This window comes from Yokenella regensburgei, from assembly GCF_003634235.1.
Classification (GTDB): domain Bacteria; phylum Pseudomonadota; class Gammaproteobacteria; order Enterobacterales; family Enterobacteriaceae; genus Yokenella; species Yokenella regensburgei.
Window position 1 is genome coordinate 1,678,302 of the sequence record NZ_RBIZ01000003.1, and the last position, 19,820, is coordinate 1,698,121.

28 protein-coding genes, 3 tRNA genes and 2 pseudogenes are annotated in these 19,820 nt (G+C 52.8%); 2 read left to right on the forward strand and 31 right to left on the reverse strand.

Features of this window, described 5'->3' with window-relative positions; translation table 11 throughout:
* Window positions 1-20: 20 nt before the first annotated feature.
* From C7387_RS08195 to cspE, 22 genes and pseudogenes are all read right to left on the reverse strand, one after another.
* Entirely contained in the window at window positions 21-608 is a 588-nt protein-coding gene (locus tag C7387_RS08195) for a tail assembly protein (RefSeq protein ID WP_120816470.1), read from the reverse strand.
* A 51-nt stretch (window positions 609-659) separates the two neighbouring features.
* Window positions 660-1,085, reverse strand: a complete 426-nt coding sequence (locus C7387_RS08200; protein WP_120816471.1) for a YajG family lipoprotein — start codon at window positions 1,083-1,085, stop codon at window positions 660-662.
* A gap of 32 nt (window positions 1,086-1,117) precedes the next feature.
* Window positions 1,118-1,828: a C40 family peptidase gene (locus C7387_RS08205; RefSeq protein ID WP_120816472.1), complete on the reverse strand. Its 711-nt coding sequence runs from the start codon at window positions 1,826-1,828 to the stop codon at window positions 1,118-1,120.
* 1 nt (window position 1,829) lies between these two features.
* Entirely contained in the window at window positions 1,830-2,585 is a 756-nt protein-coding gene (locus C7387_RS08210) for a phage minor tail protein L (protein ID WP_120816473.1), read from the reverse strand.
* Window positions 2,582-2,929 (reverse strand): phage tail protein, encoded by a 348-nt coding sequence (locus C7387_RS08215; protein ID WP_120816474.1) that lies wholly within the window; start codon window positions 2,927-2,929, stop codon window positions 2,582-2,584. The genes C7387_RS08210 and C7387_RS08215 overlap by 4 nt, the downstream gene beginning before the upstream one ends.
* 3 nt (window positions 2,930-2,932) lie before the next feature.
* Complete coding sequence (locus tag C7387_RS08220) at window positions 2,933-6,007, reverse strand: phage tail tape measure protein (protein WP_120816475.1); 3,075 nt, start codon at window positions 6,005-6,007, stop codon at window positions 2,933-2,935.
* Window positions 6,000-6,329, reverse strand: a pseudogene (locus tag C7387_RS08225) (phage tail assembly protein T); the annotation flags it as partial. The pseudogene C7387_RS08225 and the gene C7387_RS08220, both read right to left, overlap by 8 nt.
* Window positions 6,326-6,748: a phage tail assembly chaperone G gene (gene gpG / locus C7387_RS08230; protein ID WP_120816477.1), complete on the reverse strand. Its 423-nt coding sequence runs from the start codon at window positions 6,746-6,748 to the stop codon at window positions 6,326-6,328. The gene gpG and the pseudogene C7387_RS08225, both read right to left, overlap by 4 nt.
* A gap of 10 nt (window positions 6,749-6,758) precedes the next feature.
* The gene (locus C7387_RS08235; RefSeq protein WP_120816478.1) at window positions 6,759-7,502 is read right to left on the reverse strand and encodes a phage tail protein; all 744 of its coding nucleotides are present in this window, start codon (window positions 7,500-7,502) and stop codon (window positions 6,759-6,761) included.
* Between the two features lie 10 nt (window positions 7,503-7,512).
* Window positions 7,513-7,914 (reverse strand): phage minor tail U family protein, encoded by a 402-nt coding sequence (locus C7387_RS08240; RefSeq protein ID WP_120816479.1) that lies wholly within the window; start codon window positions 7,912-7,914, stop codon window positions 7,513-7,515.
* Entirely contained in the window at window positions 7,911-8,489 is a 579-nt protein-coding gene (locus C7387_RS08245; protein WP_120816480.1) for a phage tail protein, read from the reverse strand. Before C7387_RS08245 ends, C7387_RS08240 begins: the two co-directional genes overlap by 4 nt.
* Window positions 8,490-8,500: 11 nt before the next feature.
* Window positions 8,501-8,776: a DNA breaking-rejoining protein gene (locus C7387_RS08250; protein ID WP_120816481.1), complete on the reverse strand. Its 276-nt coding sequence runs from the start codon at window positions 8,774-8,776 to the stop codon at window positions 8,501-8,503.
* Complete coding sequence (locus C7387_RS08255) at window positions 8,769-9,095, reverse strand: DUF2190 family protein (protein ID WP_038254501.1); 327 nt, start codon at window positions 9,093-9,095, stop codon at window positions 8,769-8,771. Before C7387_RS08255 ends, C7387_RS08250 begins: the two co-directional genes overlap by 8 nt.
* 83 nt (window positions 9,096-9,178) lie before the next feature.
* Window positions 9,179-11,098, reverse strand: a complete 1,920-nt coding sequence (locus C7387_RS08260) for a ClpP-like prohead protease/major capsid protein fusion protein (protein WP_120816482.1) — start codon at window positions 11,096-11,098, stop codon at window positions 9,179-9,181.
* The gene (locus tag C7387_RS08265) at window positions 11,098-11,586 is read right to left on the reverse strand and encodes a DUF1441 family protein (RefSeq protein WP_120816483.1); all 489 of its coding nucleotides are present in this window, start codon (window positions 11,584-11,586) and stop codon (window positions 11,098-11,100) included. Before C7387_RS08265 ends, C7387_RS08260 begins: the two co-directional genes overlap by 1 nt.
* 314 nt (window positions 11,587-11,900) lie before the next feature.
* Window positions 11,901-12,128 (reverse strand): hypothetical protein, encoded by a 228-nt coding sequence (locus tag C7387_RS08270; protein ID WP_038254489.1) that lies wholly within the window; start codon window positions 12,126-12,128, stop codon window positions 11,901-11,903.
* Between the two features lie 78 nt (window positions 12,129-12,206).
* Window positions 12,207-12,395 carry a cold shock small protein YmcF gene (gene ymcF, locus C7387_RS23140; protein ID WP_072009057.1) on the reverse strand — a complete coding sequence of 63 codons (189 nt, stop codon included), beginning with the start codon at window positions 12,393-12,395 and terminating at the stop codon, window positions 12,207-12,209.
* A 10-nt stretch (window positions 12,396-12,405) separates the two neighbouring features.
* A complete protein-coding gene (locus C7387_RS08280) occupies window positions 12,406-12,618 on the reverse strand; it encodes a cold-shock protein (RefSeq protein WP_120816484.1) in 213 nt (70 codons plus the stop codon).
* Window positions 12,619-12,988: 370 nt separating this feature from the next.
* Window positions 12,989-13,516, reverse strand: coding sequence for a hypothetical protein (locus tag C7387_RS08285; protein WP_244922356.1), 528 nt, complete (start codon window positions 13,514-13,516; stop codon window positions 12,989-12,991).
* Window positions 13,513-14,052 (reverse strand): lysozyme, encoded by a 540-nt coding sequence (locus C7387_RS08290; RefSeq protein ID WP_120816485.1) that lies wholly within the window; start codon window positions 14,050-14,052, stop codon window positions 13,513-13,515. The genes C7387_RS08285 and C7387_RS08290 overlap by 4 nt, the downstream gene beginning before the upstream one ends.
* Complete coding sequence (locus C7387_RS08295; protein WP_120816486.1) at window positions 14,024-14,293, reverse strand: phage holin; 270 nt, start codon at window positions 14,291-14,293, stop codon at window positions 14,024-14,026. The genes C7387_RS08290 and C7387_RS08295 overlap by 29 nt, the downstream gene beginning before the upstream one ends.
* Window positions 14,294-14,900: 607 nt before the next feature.
* Complete coding sequence (cspE, locus tag C7387_RS08300; RefSeq protein ID WP_120816487.1) at window positions 14,901-15,116, reverse strand: transcription antiterminator/RNA stability regulator CspE; 216 nt, start codon at window positions 15,114-15,116, stop codon at window positions 14,901-14,903.
* A 307-nt stretch (window positions 15,117-15,423) separates the two neighbouring features.
* Here cspE and cspH point away from each other — a divergent pair, with 307 nt between their 5' ends.
* Together cspH and C7387_RS23145 are read left to right on the forward strand one after the other, a co-directional pair.
* On the forward strand, window positions 15,424-15,636 hold the full coding sequence (cspH, locus tag C7387_RS08305) for a cold shock-like protein CspH (protein ID WP_072009054.1): 213 nt from the start codon (window positions 15,424-15,426) through the stop codon (window positions 15,634-15,636).
* Window positions 15,637-15,668: 32 nt separating this feature from the next.
* Window positions 15,669-15,839: a YnfU family zinc-binding protein gene (locus tag C7387_RS23145; protein WP_217283991.1), complete on the forward strand. Its 171-nt coding sequence runs from the start codon at window positions 15,669-15,671 to the stop codon at window positions 15,837-15,839.
* 264 nt (window positions 15,840-16,103) lie between these two features.
* Here C7387_RS23145 and C7387_RS08310 read toward each other — a convergent pair whose 3' ends face one another.
* The 9 genes and pseudogenes from C7387_RS08310 to C7387_RS08350 form a co-directional block, all read right to left on the reverse strand.
* Window positions 16,104-16,292: a hypothetical protein gene (locus C7387_RS08310; protein ID WP_120816488.1), complete on the reverse strand. Its 189-nt coding sequence runs from the start codon at window positions 16,290-16,292 to the stop codon at window positions 16,104-16,106.
* A gap of 97 nt (window positions 16,293-16,389) precedes the next feature.
* Window positions 16,390-16,464 (reverse strand) — tRNA-Gly (locus tag C7387_RS08315).
* A gap of 183 nt (window positions 16,465-16,647) precedes the next feature.
* Window positions 16,648-16,723 (reverse strand) — tRNA-Thr (locus C7387_RS08320).
* 80 nt (window positions 16,724-16,803) lie between these two features.
* Window positions 16,804-16,876, reverse strand: a tRNA-Ile gene (locus C7387_RS08325).
* Between the two features lie 318 nt (window positions 16,877-17,194).
* Window positions 17,195-17,800, reverse strand: a complete 606-nt coding sequence (locus C7387_RS08330; protein WP_120816489.1) for a hypothetical protein — start codon at window positions 17,798-17,800, stop codon at window positions 17,195-17,197.
* 10 nt (window positions 17,801-17,810) lie between these two features.
* A pseudogene (locus C7387_RS08335) lies at window positions 17,811-18,847 on the reverse strand (DUF968 domain-containing protein).
* Complete coding sequence (locus C7387_RS08340; protein ID WP_120816490.1) at window positions 18,832-19,203, reverse strand: RusA family crossover junction endodeoxyribonuclease; 372 nt, start codon at window positions 19,201-19,203, stop codon at window positions 18,832-18,834. Before C7387_RS08340 ends, C7387_RS08335 begins: the two are co-directional and overlap by 16 nt.
* Entirely contained in the window at window positions 19,200-19,406 is a 207-nt protein-coding gene (locus tag C7387_RS08345) for a hypothetical protein (protein WP_120816491.1), read from the reverse strand. The genes C7387_RS08340 and C7387_RS08345 overlap by 4 nt, the downstream gene beginning before the upstream one ends.
* A gap of 13 nt (window positions 19,407-19,419) precedes the next feature.
* The gene (locus tag C7387_RS08350; RefSeq protein WP_120816492.1) at window positions 19,420-19,809 is read right to left on the reverse strand and encodes a LexA family protein; all 390 of its coding nucleotides are present in this window, start codon (window positions 19,807-19,809) and stop codon (window positions 19,420-19,422) included.
* Between the last annotated feature and the right edge of the window lie 11 nt (window positions 19,810-19,820).

Sequence of the window (19,820 nt, forward strand, 5' to 3'; positions counted from 1 at the left end):
TATGGCGATAGATGAGAAGATTATTGCTGGTCTTCGACGTAGATCCCGGCGGAAATAATTGCACCACCGATGCGCCGCTTACCGTAAAGCAGAGGTACCGGATAACCCTGCGCTGCGGTGTTTGTTACTCCACCGAACGCGTAGGATGCGCGGTTATCGGAATCTTGCTTACTGGAAAGACCGGCTGGTTGTGGAGAAAGCATCTGGATTACGCCGCCAGCCATAAGAGCAACACCAGGGGCAACTAAGGCCAAACTTGCACCACCAGTAAATCCAGACAATGCATAACCTGCAACTACTAAAACAGCACCCAAAATAGTTTGCAGCAACCCTGCTTTTTTACTTCCAATAATCAAAGGGACTATACGAATGACTTCACCAGTGACGGGGAACCCTAAATCATCTTCACCTATGTTTTTCTTTCCCTTGAAAACGGCATAAGTTAAACCTCGCCGCTGGCTGGATATCATGTATTTTTCGAACCCCTGGACTGTCGCAGCTAAAGCTCTGGTTGCTTCATACGTTTTACTGATTAAACGATGATGGACTTTTCCAAATAATTTACCAAGTTCCCCACCAAGCTCGATACGAGTCATAATTTCTTTCATACAATCTCCAAATAAAAAACCTCCCGAAGGAGGCTCTTTTAAGTTGAATAATTACATTGTTGTTGGTCGTATATCCAACCCTGAATTTGTATCACCTGTAATTCTAAACCTCTGTGTTTCATTAGCATTCAAATCGGTTGATGTCTCTTTAAGTGGTTGCCCTACCTTAAAACCACACAATCCTTTCCCTTGAGAATCACCAGAAATTCCAAGAATATGTCTCCCAGCATCAACCTTTATACTCACTGTTTCACCAGTATCAATTCTGGCATATGGTTTCCCATCAACAGTCAATTCGACGAAACAACCACCACCAGCAAACCAACCATTATCTCTAGTAACTGTGATTGTTGAGCTACCATTTCCAGAATATAGGATTCGCTCAGCTGGTACGGGATGTGCGTTTTGCGTCGTAACAGCCTGAGTTGAACAACCAACTAACACAATTACCCCTAAAGCCAGAAATATTGTTTTCATATTCCATTCCCTTTGTCGATTTATCACAAAGGTTAGCACAGAGATTTATACCGTAGAACCTTCATTGTTCTTTCCTGCCAGTAGCCACCATATGGCACTCGCTGGCTCAGGTACCCGTACAAATGGTGGAGCAGCATATTTCCATCCAGCAGGATCCCGGCGTGGTTCCACTTGTTCGCCTGCACCTGCATGATGACCATATCCCCTGTCTGCGGTGGTCCGCTAAACTCACGAAATCCGCAGTCATACCAGCAGTCCTGGTAAAAATTATCCGCATAGTTGTCTTCCCACCAGGGATAATCAACCCGGTAATCGGTCAGCTCGATACCATGAGTTTGCCGGAAATAGCTCATAATAAGCCCCCAGCAGTCGAAATGGCCGAGGACAAACGGACGCTCCAGCAGCGGTAGCTCGCCGCGCGGCTGTATCGTTCGCAGGTCGCCATCCGGCCAGCTGACGATATGCCAGGGTAAGAGCGTCGCATCACATTGCGCCCTGTCCAGTTCGCTGGGCTGCGTGGTGGCGTCAGGGTGGCTGTGAGCGATGGCTGTCACCGTGCCCCAGTCCTCCGCCGCGGCGTAATCTTCCGGCGACAGGTGAAAATGTTCCGTCGGCGTGGCCGCCAGATTCCGGCACGGGAAATAACGCTCTACCCGGCTTTTCTGCGCCACCACGCCGCAGCACTCGCGGGGATACTCAGCGGCGGCGTGGGCCAGCATAGCTTCAATCGTTTTCTGCCGCATGTCAGCTCCTGATTAACGACGTTCCCGGGAATCCACCAAACGGCAGATCGTTGTTTTCCCCGTGTCGGAGTTTGCACGCCGTCAGCGTGCCGTTGCACTCATCGAGCGACGGATCGTCTACGGGATTATTGTGTTTATCGAAATAGCGCGTTCCGGCATAGTCGCACCCGTCGCCGGAGCGGTATTTGTTCCGAATACACCAGGTGCAAAGAGAGTGCAGCTGCCGCGTGGGGATCATCAGCCCCTGCAGGTCCATCGGGCTGGAAAGCGTGAACTCAACCACCTCGTTGGTTTCCGCGCTTTTTGAGTCGATGTAGAACACCTTCAGTTTTTCCTGCGTCGGGTCTGCAGAAGGATTGCCCGCGGGAAAGTTTTGCGCATCCAGATACTGCGCCAGCGTATCGTGAATGGTGACCTTCGCCTGCAGCAGGTCATCGTAGGCCAGACACAGCGCCGTGATGGAGCTGTCCAGGTTTGCGACCGACAGCTTTGGCTGGGCGCTGGTACCGTCGGTTGACGTTTCGATCCCTTCAATCTGGCAGGGCCAGGCCTTATATTCCCGTCCCTGCCACCAGATGGATTTTGCGGGCAGCTTCATCTCATCGCCGCCCGCTGCCGCAATCTCCTCCGGCGTATGAGCAATATTATGCGCGTGAAAATGCAGCACGTCGCCGACGCCGAAGCCGGTGCCATCCACATCAAAAAGCCGGACGCTGTTGCCCGTCTCCAGCTTCTGATAATCACTATTAAGACTCATGGTGCGAATGCCTGTTCAAACGTGGCGGTGACGGTTTCCACCTTTTTGCTGTTCGTAACGCGCTGCAGGCTGTCAGCCTCAACGCGCCACAGCGCCAGCTCACCGCCGGGTGGGGTAAAGGTAAAAGATTTCGTTTTATGCCTGCGCAGGAAAGCGTAAATATCCCTGGCCGTATCCGGGTTGCCGGTAAACGAAAACGCGTAGTTCAGCTCTTCGTCGTGCAACCCCGACCCGCTCACCTGCTTGTATCCGTCGCCAAACCCGGCCGCTCTGACGGTATCCTTACTCTTCAGCGTCGGCTGGCTGGCGGCCTGAATACGCCAGGGAAAATGCTCTATCGCCATCGGTTACCTCTGCTTGTTGGCGTTCCAGATAATGCCGCCCGGCCGGACTTCTTTGGCGATACCGTCGCGGATGGAGCTGTCGATCACCTTCTGATAGGCTTTCACCAGGGCATCGCCGCTCCCCTGCTGTTTCGTATCACCGGACTGCCCGGTGGTGACCGAAACGGGCGCGTAGACGTTAACCCCCATGGGTGAAGTCAGCGCGCTACCGCCGCCGACCAGACCACCCGTCGCATAGCCACGCATCACCCGGTACAGGTTGGCCACGCCGATCCGGCTGGTTGACTCTTTGGTGAACACGAACTCGCCGCGATGCACTATCCCTGCGGGCTCATATTTTCCACCGTGCCCGGTAAAGCCACCGACGTCGTATCCCTTAGGACGAAAAGACGGCACGCCGAAGGACTGCCCCGAAGAGGGCGTTTTAATGTCACCGCTGACCCACCCCATGGCTTGCTGTACCGCATAGGCCACCAGCAACTGGTTAATCACCTCGACGATCATTTTCAGGATCGAGCTGGTGAAATCTTTGAAACTGGATTTTCCGGTGGTCATCAGGCTGGTCAGCTGTCCTGCCAGACCGCTGAAGGTCGCCTGCGAAATCTGCTGGACGGAGGTAAACACGTTCGTCGCCGAATCCTGATATTCCGCCCAGCCCTGCTTCGCCCCCGCCAGCCAGTTAGCGCGCAGCGCATCTTCCGCTTCATAGGTCGCCCGCTGCGCGTCCAGCACCTTCTGCTGCGCCTGCGGGTTGGTGGCATAGGTTTCGCGCAGGCGCTGCAGCGTGGCTTCCCGCCCGGCCTCACGACCGGAAACGCCTTCCGCCTGTGCCTGCAGCCCTGCCCGCGCGGCGCGCTGCTGCTGTTCAAACTTCACCGCCTGATCCGCCAGACCGTTCAGCTTCTGCTGGAGGGCAATCTTGTCGCCCATATCCGCCAGCTGCCGTTTGTACTCCAGCGTTTCATCCTTGTGTGCCAGCAGCGATTTTTCCTGTACTGACAGCTGGCGACGTCTGGAGGCCTCTTCCAGCACCGCATACTGGTTTTCGGTCTGCCAGAGGTCCTTTCGCTGCTGGCTGATAACGTCGTTAACGCTGGTATGCTGCTGCAGGGTTTTCAGCTGCGCCTGCAGCGTCAGCAGCTCAGACTGCGCCTTCTCTTCGGCCCGGTCCCCGGCGGGTGTGGTGTAGGCTTTCGCTTTTGCCGTTTTTGGGTCTTTATAGAGTTTTTCTATTCCAGACTTGGCTTTATCTATATCCTCTTTCGTCCATAGCGTTGCTTTCCCCGCCTTTGCAGCTTTTGCATTATCAGCAATAGCTTTATTCAGCTCCTTTTGCGCTACAGCTCTTTTTTCTGCTGCTGTCGTTCCGGCATCCAGATATTGATTAAGTAGACTCTGAGCCTTAACGCCTTTCTCATTAATTTCATTAGAACGAGCCTGAGCTTCTGCATATCCATCCTGTGATTTTTTGACAAACTCCAGCTCTTTCTTCTGACTAATTAACTTCTGCAGGCCGCGCTCAAATAAATCGCTTTTACCTGATTTTTCCCTGTCAGCATAAATTTGGGCAATCGTTGCGTTTACCTGATCCAGCTGAGACTGCTCCGTCATGGGCCTGCCAACATTCATGGCTGCATCCCAGAACGCTTTCCAGCGATTTGTTGCGGATCGAATAGCACTTTCTATCAGGCCGAGATTATCCAGAACCTGCTGGCTTCGCAGTTGTTCAGCTTTTCCGTAAGCATCAGCAGCAACCTGACCTGCTGCCTCTTTGTCTCCACGCCGTTCAAGCGCTGAAATGTACTCAAACTGTGATGCGGTAAGATAATGAAGCTGCTTATTCAGTTCTTCAGAGGCTTTAGTGGGAGAGTCGTACAGCTTTTCAAAGTTACTTATCGTCTTTTCGACACTCTGCCCCGTTGCCTTCTCCATCGCGGCTGCTGCACGAGTCACCATTTCTATCTGGGAGCTCGTGAACTTACCCGAACCTACAACCTGCGCCAGCGCACCGGCCGCATCGTGTTGTGTTACTCCTTTACCGGAAATATGACGCGCCAGCTCATTGAGCTGTGATGTGGTTCTTCCGGCATAATTACCGGTGAGGATCAGCTGTTTATTGAACTCCTCTGATTCCTTACTGCCTTCATACCACGCCTTACCCAACCCATAAATGGCCGCTGTAATCCCACCGACAAGCCCTGCCATACCCAGCCCGCGCAGCGTCATCAGCTGGTCAATCCACCCGGCGCGATTGGCCAGCGTGATACCAGAGCCGCGCAGAGCACCAAAGTTACCTCTTGCAACTTCGCCAACCAGGATACCAATCTCACGACGCGCCGCGGCGCTCTGCAGGCCCAGTCCGTGGGTGGCAACTTTGGCGGCTTCAAGTTTACGGATATACACCTCAGCCGCATCGCTGGCGCCAACCTGCGCCGCTTTGATGCGCAGCAGCTCGGTACCGGAGAGTTTCTGCTCGGTAACCTGCTGCTTTAGCTGCTGAAGAAATCGCGCACGCGCTACGGCCGATTTTTCCTCAACGACCTGCAGCTCCTTCTGCCTGGCCGTCGTCCGGGAAATCAGCGCCAGATAATCCTGCTGCGTGATGTTCCCCTGTGCCCGGGCGGCCCTGAACCTTGCCTGTACGTTCGTCAGGGACTGCGTTTCACCGTTCAGCTGGCGCACGCCGTCTATCTGGCGAAAGAAGGAGGCGGCAAGCTCATCCTGCCGCTGCGCCAGCGCGGCTGAATGGCTGCCGTTCTCCTGCAGACGCTGGCTCAGCTCGGCAACCCGTCGATGTGTCTCATCGACCGACTTCGACACGCTCTGCCAGTCCTTCGTCAACCCTTCCGCCGCGGCGGCCTGGCGGGATTTCATCTCAGTCGCGGCGGCGGCACCCGCATCGCCCACGCTTTTTAGTGCAGCACTCTGACCTGCGGCGGCACGCTGCATTCGCGTCTGAGCCTTATCAGACTCGTCGGCCATGCCGGTCAGCTGGTTCTTGATGCGGGCAATCTGCTCACTAAACGTGGAGCCATCAACGTCGAGGTTAATGACAAGGTCGCTAATCTGCTGGGCCATACCTGACGCCTCCTGTTATTCCCTCCGCTGCGGTCATCAGCGCTTCATCGTTCGGCTCCTCATCCGCAATGCGTTCCCCGGAGGGCGACAGCAGGCTGAAATGTGCCGGGGTCAGTTCCGGATCCCGGAAAAAGAGGGAGTTGATTGAATAGAGCAGCCCGGAGAAATGTGCGTCGAGCTGCGCGTCCTGAAATAAATGCGACTGATAAAAAAGATGCCAGTCGCCGAGCTCCGTTGAGGACATACCAGCCAGCATGGCGCGCCAGTCGGATCGCCCGAACTCGCGCGCCAGCTTCAGGACAAAATCACGCTCGCTGGTCAGGGCTTTTCCGCCGTGACGGGCTCATCGCTGGACGCGTCGGTGGCATCTTCTTCACTTTTCCCGTCATCAGGATCCGACACCGGCGGGAGCATGCCGGAGAGCAGCTTGATCTGCATTTCCGCCTTGCCTATCGCTTCCGCAGGCCACTCCATCATCACCTGCTGGTGCAGCTCATCGACCGTCGGACCGGTTTTATCGTTGTGCCACAGCGACTGGGCAATAACATACGCACCGGCGCTGATGCTTATCCCTACCAGCCGGGCCGTCATTTCCTGATCGCTCAGGTTTTCACGGTCGTTATCCAGCGCTTTTTCCTCGCGCGCCAGAAACTCCAGAAACTCAATGCGCTGGAGCGCCGACAGCTCAAACACGGTTACGGACTCACCGTTGAAGGTGAAAGGCTCTTTTTTCAGAAACATCGGGGGCTCCTCAGGATGCGGTCACGGTGACTTTGCAGGTGGCGATAAAATTGCCGTCGCTGGTCATGACGACGATATCCGCAGATCCCGCCGCCACGCCGATGACCGTAAGAGTGTTACCGCTGGCGGTCACCGTCGCTTTACTGCCGTCAGAGGTGGCAACACGGAACGAAGGATCGGAGGCGCTGGCAGGGCTAACGGTCACCTTAAGCGTGGTCGTCGCGCTGACCGCCACGCTTGCTGTGGTTTTGTCCAGCGTCACTCCCGTTACGCCGATAGCCGGGCTGCCGCTCTCCTCCGCCAGCTCAGGCTTGCCGGTGTTGGTGATTTTTGCCGTGCGGGTGATCACCTCTTTTGCCGGAATGGCCTTACCCAGGCTGCTGCACCACCCGCGGAACACATCAACGGTGCCGTTCGGGTATTTGATTTTATAAAAACGGACTGACCCGTCGTTGAACCAGACGACCAGGTCTTTCTGGCCCTGCTCTCCCGGCTTCCAGGCGAGCGTCAGGGAGGTATCACCGGCGGACTTTGCCCCCTGCGCGGTGGCGTTCCAGTCGGCATCTTCATCGTCCAGATAGGTGTCGTCGTAGGATTCCGCCGTCATTTCGCCCGGCGTCAGCTCCTTAATTTTTGCCAGACGGTTCCAGTCGGTGTCTGAAAGCGGATTAGCGAATCCATCACCGGAGCCGGTATAAAGCCAGAGTGTGGTTCCGGCCCCTTTTACGGGAGCCAGCGGATTTGGTGTTGGCATAGTCAGTTCCTTACATTGAATAAGTGAGGGTGTATGTCAGGTCAACGGAGCCCCACGTGGCCATCTCATCGTCACGCTGATAGTCATAGCCCTGCGGGAATATGGCTTCAATAAGCGCATCAAGGCCGGGGATCGCCGTCATTGCCGGATAAATCTTGTCTTCCATCCAGCTATCCAGCGCGCTGTCCGGGTTTGAGGCTTTGAGGAAAACTTCGACGTGAAGCACGGCCTGCCACGCATCTTCATCCAGCGTGGCGCCGGTGTATTCGGCATCAGAGAGATACACCGCCACCGCGGGCAGATCGTGCTCCTCCAGAAAGACGGGGCGTCCGTCGAACCAGGTCACTGAGTCCGTAATGTCAGATTTCAGTTTCGCCAGCACGGCGGCACGAATGGCGCTGTGTTTGTTCATCGCTTCAGGTGGATCCTCAGTTGGTTTTTCAGCGCGGCGGAAAGCTCTTTTGGCATGTCGCTCTGGATCAGGTTTTTCGACAGGGTGGTAAACGCCTCCGTCAGCGGCGCATCAAGCGGCACCTTCACCACATCGATGGGATAGCGGGCCCGCCCCACGCGCCGCATCACCTGCCAGCGACCGTTAGCCAGCTGCTGAATAAAGGCGTTGCGAAACGTGTACGGCCCCACTTTCAGGACGCTGCCCTGCCCGTGCTTTGCCCCCTTACGGCGGGACAGACGGACGCGGGCGGTGCCCAGCTTGATGGCGGGCAGGTTACCGCGGTTAATTTTGATGGAGGCGATCAGCCGGTCATGCCGGGCCTTGCGCAACCGGGATCGCTGGCGGACCAGCCGGACCGGGAGTCCCTTTTTCCGGTTATCGTCCACCGTCGCCTCCTTCGCCACCTTCCGGCTGCCCTGGGTAATGGTTCGCCCGGCCACCCGGTTCAGCGCTTTAGCCGTTGCGTCAGGAACAATCATCCGGCTCAGGCTGTTAAGATTCTGGATGGCCCTTTCGAGCCCTTTAACGGACATCTTCCCTCCCCCTATTCAAGGTGGATCCGGGGTTTACCGTTGAAACGGTCAAAACGGGTCACGGAAAACGACTCACCGCCGTAATCAACGCTGTCATTACGACGCGGCTGATACGATCCGGAGAAGACCACCAGCGAGGTACCGGTCCCGCTTAAGGGCCCCATGTCCTCGAGCAGCTCCGCCGGGACCACGTCATATTCCAGGCCGTTGATGGTGGCCGTTTTCCCCATTCGCTTTACGGTGGCCGCATCCATGCGGGCCGCCAGACGGTCAAAGGGATTAGGCATTAATTTTCACTTCAACGACGGTATCGCCGGTTCCGGCGTTCTCCCAGGCAACACCCGCCGGGACCGCATCCGTTTTATCGAGCTGGATATTTCCCGCCTTAATGAATACCGGGGTGCCCGCCGCAATATCATCAGCGGCCAGCTTGGGCAGCAGGAATACGCCGGTCGCGAAACCATCCCCCACGGCGCCCGCCGGAATATCCGTGATGGCCACCGCGACCCTCGCGCCGACGACGACGGGAACGCCGCTTTTTACAGCGTCCTTCCCGGTATTGCTGACGGAAATGGTGTTTCCGTTCTGTACAAAATTTTTAGCCATAACATGCTCCAGTCAGCCCCCTGCGGGGCTGATTTCAGATATAAAAAAAGCCCTGACGGGCGGGAGGAAACAGCGTCGGGCGATTACTGCCCCGAGGATTTGGCCAGGCCGCGGTAATCCAGCGGCGCCACGCCCGCATCGATGCGCACCTTGGTCGCGATGCCGTCGGTGTTGAAACCTTCCTGCTGGTCGATGTACGGCGTATCAATGCCGTTCAGGTAGGCCACCTCGATGGTGTCGGTCCCTTTTGCGGCGGCCAGATACCAGGCTTTAGCATCAGCCTCGTCCAGTCGAGGATCCGAGATAACCTCGGCGAAGTTCTGGATCGGGTTATTGATACCGGAGTTGATATCCGCCCCTTTGACGCTGGCAGACTTGATGGTCTGGTTAGCCAGCGTTTCCAGACCAACCGGCACCAGCATGTAGGCCGGACGGATATTCAGCGAACGCTCGCCCTCTTTCTGCAGGCGCATCATCTTGCGGGCATCGTCGATGCTGGCCACCGAAATAGCGCCGCTGCCCAGGTTCTTGTGGTCGGCATGGAACAGCGGCTTGCCGTCGGACAGTTTCGTGTTTTTGGTCAGAATGGCATAAACCAGATCGCCGATGGTCGCTTTGGCCGCGCTGCCCATTTTCATCGGCACGTCGGTCAGCTGGTTCAGGTCGTCGTTGATGATCGCCTGGCGGGTGATGGAGAAGATTTCGCCGTAGGTGGCCAGCGCAATAGTTTCGCCCTTATCGCCGGTGGTCACGTACTTGTACTCTGCGCCCTCACGGACCTTACGCAGCGAAGGGAAGACGCCCATACCGACGCGGTGCGCCGTTTTAAAGTCAGAAAGCTGGCCTTTTTTAGTCCACTGCTCGAAGGTCTCCGCCGCTTCATCCCAGCCCTGCAGCAGCGATTTATTCGCCACGTCCAGCAGGATATTGCCGAAGTCAGAGGTGCTGTGGGTCAGCGCCAGCCCCACCATCTGCATCGGGTTATAGCTGGACACGCCAATACCGCGCTCGGTCAGCGCCATGCGGGCATACTCGCGCAGCGTCATCCCATTGTAGATATTATCGTTTTCCCGCGACTCAAATCCGGCGCGCGCCATCAGCGCCTGGCGAATACCGTCACCGACGAAGTTACCGTTTCCGGCGTAAATGTGCGAATCGGTGGTTTTATTCGACGGTGTGGCATTTTTTCCCAGCGCAGCCAGTAATTCATCTTTAGCCTGAGAGACAGAACATTCTGGATCCGCAATGCATTTATTCTGCAGCTCATGATGCTTGCCGCCGAACATCGCAAAGAGATCGTTAATGGCATTCACGCGGTTCTTTTGCTCGGCAAGCACCTGAGCACGGATAGTCGCCTCATCTGATACTGCCGTCGTGATTGCCTGCGGCTGCGGTTGTTGCGGTTCGCGCGGGGTGGTGGTTCGCTTCGATGCCAGGGAAAACGCATCCCCCTCGCCGTCGATATCCTCGGGGAAACGATCGTAGTCGGTGAGCGCCACGCTTTTGTAATCCGACGATGACATGATGTTGACGGACGGCCAGCCAAGCTTCAGATAGTTACCGGCGCGGAAAGTGCGGTCATGGACGTTGTTATCGTTCCGCCGCGGGCTGAGCCGTGTTTTCACCTCAGAGCTGCTGCGGAATGTACGATCCAGACGCTTTTTCGAATGCTCGCGCGCCTTTTCCTCTGAGACCTGAATTACCAGCATATCTGCCGGATCGCAGACGATGTTATAGACAATCCAGCCGTCGATAAGAGCGATGGTTTTACCCGTTCGCGCCGGACCAACAAACACCACGGCATCATACTGGCGCGATGCCAGGCAGTTCATCGGCTCGATAACATAGGGAGCCAGATCCGGGTCCCACGGTACTGAGTTGCCCGCGCCCATCGGGACACGCATATAAGCGCTGACCGCATCGGCCACGTCCATTCGTCGCGGCGCGCGAAGGATGCCGGAAACATCCCGGCGAATACCGCATGCAGATGCACGCTTTGCCATCACTCCTCCTCGGTATCGGCCTCCTCTTGTTCGGCGTCCTGGACTTTCTGCGCCATCTGGTCACGTAAATCGTCAATGACGGTCTGGACGCGCGACACCGCCGCCGGTGGCAGCGCGCAGTCGCGTTCGAGAATGTCAGGAAGGGTTTCAAGCACCATGACGACGGCTTTCGCCATCAGTGAAAACTCTCTTGCGACCTCATCTGCAGGTATAAGCTGGCCGGTGTCCTGTTCGAACTTAAGCCGCTCATTCTCAGCCTTCCAGTGCGCCAGCCTGTCGGATGGCGGCATGTCTTCAAGGTTGGTGGAAACCGTAGGGATCATCAGTTCGGTCAGGATATCGGTGATGAGGTAGAGCTTGAGTTTGCTGTTGCTGCCCGCTGCGGGTTCGATATTTTTAAGCCTGGCGGCTACCGTTTGCCGGTGTACGTCGGTGATAGCCGCCAGCTGGTTGATATTCAGTTTGAGAGAGGCGATTTCCTGGTCCATGATGGTGAACACTTTTTAAACGATTAGACATCTTTGAAAAATGGCCCTCATAAAAAACAAAGACCTACCCACATGATGATGATGACCATGGATCCGAAAAACTAGCCGATTCCCGCGAGCCCGCCGCCCCGTGGTAGGCCACCCCGCCGGGAGTACCTTTTGATAATGGTTATCAATCTTAGATCTCCATTTATGTATCACTATCAGATGACTCCAGACCGCGTAAGAAAGCATCTCCTGAGAAAACATGTACAAATAGTAAAAAAAAACCCCGCGTAGCGGGGCTCAGGTCTTAGCAAATCAAAGCTACTGACTCAATAGTGTTTCTTTGCTGCTTCTTCTATATTTTCTGCCGAGAGCTCTCGGTCAGTTGCTACATATATAATTCTATGATCACCTGTCAGCGACGGAAATCCTGCAGACATGATTTGGAGACTCGTAGTCTCACCGCCAGGATATGTCCTGGAAATTGTGGTTGCATCCATCGCAACGGAAACCACTACGCTAGGTTCTGCGTTAAAAAAAACAATAACCTTTTTCATTTGTGTTCCTGGTCTGCAGGTTGCTGATGTCCGGAAGCACCAAAATGAATATCAACAATAATTATCTATAAAAACATGCTACTTGCGAAAATCGACAGGAAGTTGCCCTGATTTAATGTACAAAGCAGCATTATCAAATGAGATCATTGAGGATTTACAAAAAATGCACTTGGCTCCGAATGGATTGCTATCAGAAATATCAAAGTGCGACGTTCTGTACTGCGAACCATGACAGCAAGGGCAACGGAAATGAATATGTGATGTAATAATAATGTCCTTAGAGTACAACAACGCTTACAGCTGACGGTCCTTTAGGGCCTTCCTGAACGATAAACTCAACTTGTTGTGTTTCATAAAGAGTTCGAAACTCATCGTTTTGGATCGCACTAAAATGCACAAAAACGTCCTTTCCGCCATCTGCGGGAGTGATAAACCCAAACCCTTTAGCATGGTTAAACCATTTAACCTGCCCTATATTTTTTACAGTCATTAGAATACCTTTTAAACTAGCCGCATAGGCAACATGGTCTGAAACAAAAACTTATCAGATTAAAGAGAATACCCAAGAGGAGATCAAAAGATACAAGAGATGAGAATTGCTTAGGATAAATTCAGTGCCAAACCGACAACTCATTAACGCATGATTAACCATACTAAGCAAGCATTAACTACACCTCAGTCGAGTTTATTGTTAGGTTACATTTTGACATTGAAAACTTTAAAAATAGTAGCGAGCAATTTTTGTTTTCCATGCAATGCTGCACATGACCTTTAATCGCTTTAACCCCTGAGAAACACTGGGTATTTTGACTCAAGGATGAGTCATCTTAGTGCCTAAAAATAGTTTACAAACAGACTATTTATTTCTTTCTCTGTTCAATCTTGCGGATTCCCGCCAATTGATTATTCCCTTTCTCTAACTCCCCCAGCAACGGCTTTATCCAGAGAACTGCCTGGCAGTAAGTCAGCCCTGTGGCGGGAATGGAACGATCATCGGTTTTGTCAGGTCTGTTGGTATCGGGGGGCATTTCGCGGGAACGTAAACGGTACGCGTATTCGAGCAGCCCACCAGCGACATCAGCAGGAACAGGCAGATCACATGTTTTTTCACGGCGAAGAATCTCTCTGTATTCGATCACAGTCCTGTCCGTACCTACATCAATGAGCGAGTTAAGCTGTCTGGTGTGATCGGATACCTGGTTAAACAGATTAAAGTTGAATGCCTGGGTAGCGATAACCTCTCCCTGTAGCGCGTTATTGCTACGCAGGATTTGATTATCGCTTTCAGAAGCAGCAAGGTCAGCGCGGCTGAAAGCCAGCTGCACGCACAATAAGGCGATAACACCGGCAGTGATACCGACCGCGACCGCTTTTGTTTTACCGATCACTGGTCTATCCCCCAGCACGTCAGCGCGCTTTCCTGGTCACGTCGTGACACTTGCCCGTAACAGTTATTGGAACGAATACGGCAGTCTTTCCCGCCGTCTTTTATCCACCAGCGAATGGCCTCACATGCTCCCTTTGTGTCACCGGTATTCATGCGCTTGTAGAACGTTGAAGGAAAGCATTTACCCGGGCCGATGTTATAGGGGCAAAATGACGCAATCCCCGCTTTCTGTGGTTCAGTTAGTGGCACTTTGATATTGCGGTCTACCCACGCCAGCGCTTTGTCGCGCTCAATAGCATTCACCTGGTCGCATTTGGCCTGCGTCAGCTTCATGCCCTGAACCACCGGTTTTCCGTCCACCAGCGTGGCTCCACGGCAAATGGTCCAGGTCCCTCCTCCATCCTGGTAAGCCTTATGGCTATTACCTTCCTTCTCGTCCAGAAACTGATCGAGAATAACCGGAGCGGAAGCACCAGCGAGAATTAGGCCAATCACTGCGGCGCTGAGCTTACTTCTCTGTCCCGTAGACATTGCCATTCAGCCTGTCCTCCCTCTCCTTGCGACGGTAATACCAGTTCACTGCGCAGGTGATGACGGTGCAGGCAATACCGACAATAATCGCCCAGTCACTCAGACTGAGCCCTGCTATTTTGTCGGCCAACATCCACGATGCCTCTTTTGTTGTGTCGGCATACGCCTTGGCTGAAAGTCCGCACCCCGTCAACGTTGTGCCCGTTCCATATGAGAGTCTGCTGTAAATAGTGCTCATTCTGGTCATAGCCTCACCTCCGAAAGCTCGGATGGCGTTGTTAAAGTCATAAAAAAAGACCCTTATAGGGTCTTTTTACGAAGGATTTTATTTATGGTGGAAATTAACGAAGTTCGTTTTAACTCATCCCTGACAACTCTATCGAGCTTAATGATAATTCCTTCTGCCTGTTTCTCATCAAGTCCGATATCAAATCCCTTTTCTATGCTTAGACTTTTCCATAGACAGATTTAGCCAACGAAAATCTTTCCTGTTGGACTGAGACATGAAAGGTTGCGAAAATACCCCTCCCCAGATACGACAAAACCCGCCAATAGCAGGTTTTATATATCTGAATGTTAGGTACTTTCTAAGTCCGCCTGACCTCTTACGCACTTTATTTTTCCGAGCAGGATTAGCCTCTGCTCTGAACTACTTCGTGCAGCAATCATGCACCTTACCACAAAAGCCAACATACTTTTCCCTGGGGGATATGAGAAAACATGCTGGCCTACTGTGTTGAACATCATCCCAGTAAAGTAACCCAGTACTGGCAATCCGTATCACTCACTTCTGTCAATCTGGCTACTCAGGAAAACCGTCATCGTTATCGCAAATGGACAGAGGTCAGTATAATTTACTCAGCTACAACAACGTTTCCCGCTGCCGGGCCTTTAGGACCGCTCTCAATAGAGAACTGGACTTTCTGACCTTCAAACAGGGTCCGGAAGTTATCGCTCTGAATAGCAGAAAAGTGCACAAATACATCTTTGCTGCCATCTGTTGGGGAGATAAAACCAAAGCCTTTATCAGCGTTAAACCATTTTACTAAACCAGTCATTTTATTAAACATATCATAATTCCTTAATTTGAGCCGCAATGGCAATATGGTCTGCGTTACAGAAAATACTTAGTACTTAATGGAGAGGCTCAAAAGGAGGAATATTCGAAATAACGCCTGGTGATGAGGACTGCTTTAGTAAACTACTTTGTATGTGGTCTGTTTTTCAAACCTAGGAAGCCATTAACGCATGGCTAAAATAATTAAGCAACAATTATTTTAGCCGTCTGGCAGCCTCTGCCGCTAAAAATTAATAAATCTGGCTTTATTGTCATTCATACGTATAGTATGGCCCCGTTATCACCATGAAGGAAATTGTTTGTCCCGTAAAATGACAGGTATTGTCAAATCGTTTGACAGAAAAAGCGGAAAAGGTTTTATCACCCCATCCGATGGCAGAAAGGACGTCCTGGTCCACGTTTCAGCCGTTAGTCCCAATGAATCAAAAACACTAATCCCCGGTATCCGAGTAGAGTTCTGTCGCATCAATGGTCTCAGAGGTCCTACCGCGGCTAACGTCTACCTCTCTTAGTTTCAGCACGCTAACATCATCAGGAGTCCGTAATGTCAGTTCGTAAAGCCGTTAAAACTCGCCAGAATTACTTGGTTAAATGCACCTGCCCTAAGTGTTCTAATCTGTCCGAGCATAGTTTTTCACGCGTACAAAAAGGGTTAAATCTTATCTGCCCTTCCTGCAGTACCCTTTTTCAGTCCAACAGTAAACCAAACACTTAAAATTAATAATCATCCCCGCTTTCGGGGATAGGTTCAGATTCCAGAACAGACTATTAACAAAACACCGTCTCAGATAAATATAACATCGCTTTCAAGGCCGTATTCTCACTGCGGTCAGGTTATTCACCCGAAAACGACCTGCCACATAGGTAGGACTCATCGTAGCTCCATCATATCCATGGGTAATACGTGCCTGCAATGACGATGCCAAGGGAAAGGAAACCAAGGCATTACAGCAGTAATGTCAATACTATGGTTTAGTTATTACAGTGGCTCTTGTAGGGGCCCGCTTATCACCTCAACCTCACCATTGTTGCAGAGATCATCACCTCGCGTGACGTACCAGGCACCGATGATAGTTTTACCGGAATCCAAATCATGGATAACCTCCGGGACGTAGTAAGCAATCTGCCTTCCGCCGTTGTACTGAATCCAGTAATACCCTTCTCTCATAGATACCTCTCATTCATCATTTGAATGAGTATAGGCAGGTGAGATTTAAATGGGTTTAGAAAAACTTAATTCAGTGTTAAGTGGTTTTGTGGGCATCTGGAGCGGTCAGCGGGAATCGAACCCGCATCATCAGCTTGGAAGGCTGAGGTAATAGCCATTATACGATGACCGCAATTGGCGTGTGGTGCCGGGTGCCTCCCAGTGGTTTATGCAAATCAACATAATCCGCGCTGCACGATCTGATCGAGAACTGATTTAAACGCCCTGCCGCATAGGCAGGATTCACCACCTGCTCATAGTAGAAAATACGGTGAACGTATGCAATTCACAAAAAACAAGGGTCGTGATGAGTGTATGGTGCCGACTACCGGAATCGAACTGGTGACCTACTGATTACAAGTCAGTTGCTCTACCTACTGAGCTAAGTCGGCATTGGTCCGCCACCGGGGCCTCGAACCTCGTACTACAACACTGTGGTTGCCGCTCTTCCTGATGAGCTAGTGGCGGTTGCTGGCCCTTGCTGGACTTGAACCAGCGACCGGGGGATTATGAGTCGCCGCTCTAACCAACTGAGCTAAAGGGCCAAGGAGCGAATAATACATAACCGAAACTAACCATGCAAACCCAAAGGACTTTTAGGTCAGCTCATTTTTGCGTGGCAAGGTTGGTTGACGCTCAAAAATACAATACGGCGATATGACAGGGGTACTGATGCAATGCATCTTCGCGAATACCCCTGTCGTATCGCCGGAAAGCAAAAACCCCGCACTGGCGGGGCTCTCGAATATATTAGATTGTCGCTTTTTGTCGCTGCCGAGTGGCGCAGCTCTGCCAAGCATGAACGGATTATCTGATTTTTTGGGTAGATTTCAATAGTAAAGACGGAAAACAGCATTTTTTGTTCATTTACAATCATCAATCGCTTTATGTGCAGATAAAAACACCTTCGCCCTGAATATCTCCAGGCACCATTTCACCCTTTCTCTTGCCTTTTGCGGCGTCAGCCAGGGCGCTATCTGCTGCAGGTCACGCGTCAGAACAGATATCTGTTTTCTCGTGGTGTAGTAATTCATCCCAATTACATATACCGGGTCATCTGAGGTAAAAGCATCCAGCACGCACTGCTCAACAAAATCTACATCATCATCATGCATTGCTGCGTCGATTAGGCTGACGGGAGCCTTCGGCCAGAGAATAGCGTGTGCCCGGTTCAATGCCTGCTGCCCTCTGAAACCTTCCTTGCGCGCCTGCTCAATGGCGACAGTAAATTTCTCCAGGGCCTTGTCTGACCAGTGCATACCTTTAAGCATCTTCCAACAAGCATGGCTTCTCGGCACTTTAGGCGTTGTTTCACCTCGAACTCCGTCCCCCCAAACAGTAAGCAACGATTTGATCCAGCCAGACTGAATACTGGTCAACGGTGTAAACCTTCCCAGATAACTTTTGCGAGGTGCCGCAGCGGCCTTTTCCATGGCAGAACGTTGGATTCTTTTTTGACGTGGTGTCATTGCTCTCTCCTTATGCCAGCACGCCAAGCGCAAAGGCCCGGTCCAGCACTTGAATGATTAATACCGGTTGCGGACCGAACTCTTTTCAAACTTGACCGGATCTCGGTGTAACTGGTCATGGTGTTTCCGACACAGTGGGAGGGTGAAAATGTCGTGGGCTTTGGTCCCCATGCCACCCTGCCCCCAGCCGATGAGGTGATGGGGATCATCAGAGAGCTGTCCGCAGCACACGCAAGGTTGCGTCTTAACCCATTGCAGAAATGATTTGTTTTCCCAGCGAATACGCTTTGGACGCGCAAAAAATGTTGCTGGCGACTCCGGATCAACGGTGACAGCAACTACCACTTTTTCGAGAGGGCTGTCCTGCCATTCCTTTTCAATGCTGTACCCCTCCAGCCTGTCAACCAGAATGCTGGTGGCCGGGACCGATGGCACAATGTCACTATCCCGATAAACTGACTTAAATGGCTCACAGGGTAACAGCAGCGCCTTTTCTGCCATGCTCTCGGTGATAGCATCAGCAATGCCGGAATAAACCGCCCACCAGCAAAGCTCAGCCAGTGATAGCTCACGATCCTTATCGAATCGCAGACGCATCAGAACAGTGTCGATGATCCAGTCGACTACATTACGCCTGGCCATGTCAGAGAGTTGCGCGGTGGTCTGCTCACGCAGCTGGTTCTCGCAATGCCAGCACAGCATCATCGCGCCAGGCGGATGACGCATGGTCACCAGCTCTTTGTGGTGATAGTCAGAATATGGATACTGGCAGCTGGTCACATTACGCTCAAGCCAGCTTTCAAGGGCGGGAATGCCACCAGCCGCGTTGATCACACGTTCATCGGTAAAGAATTTATTCAACGTGCTATCGGTGGCCAGCGGCTGTCGGGCATCAGGAATACGTCCGGATGGTAAGTGCGCCATGTTTGACGGAGCTTCTTCCACCAGCACCCGTCCCTGAGCAAAAACACTCATAAGCCCGTTGCCGGGCTTCAGCAGAACAACCCCCATCTGCCTTGCGATTTCTGGTCTCAGGAGTAAGCGCACGGGCATGCCTCCCGGATGATGATCTGCCCGGTCTGTCCCCAGACTTTCGACACACGCCCGTCCCAGATATGGCTATCCTCACCGAAAATAGCATCCAACAATGCCTTTTCCAGATTGTCTTTGTCGGGCTTGCTCTGGTGCGGTTTCCCGTCATATTCAGCGCGCTTTTTCTTGCTCCAGCTCTGCGGCATAGGAAGTACAAAAATGACGTGGTAACCACTGGCCGGCAGCGTGATTTTATGCAGCCGGACTTCATCGCAAAACGCCCTATACCTAAGGACCCCCGGACGCTTTTTCCACTTATCAGCCCGAGTCTGGCGTGGTTTACCCAACGGCGTGATGCTGTAGACCGTCATGCCTGCCCCCAACAACGTTGCTGCCACCGCTTATCCTGCCGCGGTGCTTTCCTGTACTCCGGGAGGTAAGCGCTCACCGTCCAGTGGATAAAGTCGGCATCAAGGCTTTTCTCTGTCCGGACGTTCTTCTCTCGATAACGTTCCAGCAGCTCTTCGGCCTGTTCAGTTGTGAGTCTTTCATGCAGGAACCAGCTTCGTTTCATCGCTGTTCCTCTGTCATTCCAAGGAAAGCCAGTGCGCGCTGTTTTGCCCCGGTATGTCATCCACCAGCTCTCTGAGCGTTAACATCGCCTGCGCGGGTTCGCATCTGTTATTGATGGATATGCCTCGCGAGGCACCAGGGGTAAGGGTTATGTACTTTTTCCGTTGCAAAGCTCGAAGATGCTCAGATACGGCATTGGGCGATGAGATGCCGAGCAGATCTGCCAGCTCCTGCACCGTTGGAGGGTAGCCATGCTGACCGATAAAGCGCTCAAGGAGGCTTAACGTTTCACGCTGGCGGGATGATAGTGGTTGTCTGTCTTTGGGATACGACAACGGGCCAGCGCTCTGTTGCAAGCTGCCGACCAGAAGTGTTTCGTTTTTACTTTTTCGTGTTCGCGCCATGGTTTCTCTCC